The organism is Acidiluteibacter ferrifornacis, from assembly GCF_009909615.1.
Lineage (GTDB): Bacteria > Bacteroidota > Bacteroidia > Flavobacteriales_E > Vicingaceae > Acidiluteibacter > Acidiluteibacter ferrifornacis.
Map to the genome: position 1 here is coordinate 1 of NZ_WWNE01000015.1, position 350 is coordinate 350.

1 protein-coding gene is annotated in these 350 nt (G+C 38.0%); it reads right to left on the reverse strand.

The window, feature by feature from the left end; genetic code table 11:
• Positions 1–350: BURP domain-containing protein (locus tag GQN54_RS13965; protein ID WP_160634189.1), on the reverse strand; the 350-nt coding region annotated here is incomplete at both ends.

Below are 350 nucleotides of genomic sequence, written 5' to 3' on the forward strand. Positions count from 1 at the left end.
CATGGCAAAAATGAACTGCATATGGATAAGCAACCTTGTGGCATATCACACCTTTACCATTTGCTTTCTCAGTCACTTCTTCTATGGTATATGTTTGCACCTCAGGGGTTTCCTTTTCTACCTCAGTAGAAATTGCTAAAATCTTGTTTGTTCCCAAGTGTGATGTGGTGAAATCAACCATTGATTCCAAAGAAGTGGCACAATATTTCTTCTCTCCATTACCTGCTGGCCCTTCACACATTTTTATTGTTTTCTTGACCATATTAGCAAATTCAGAGTCCTTATCAATGGAAAAGTGATTGAGAATTTCTTCAATTTTGTCCGATGAGAATGGGATGGAATCTGCAACT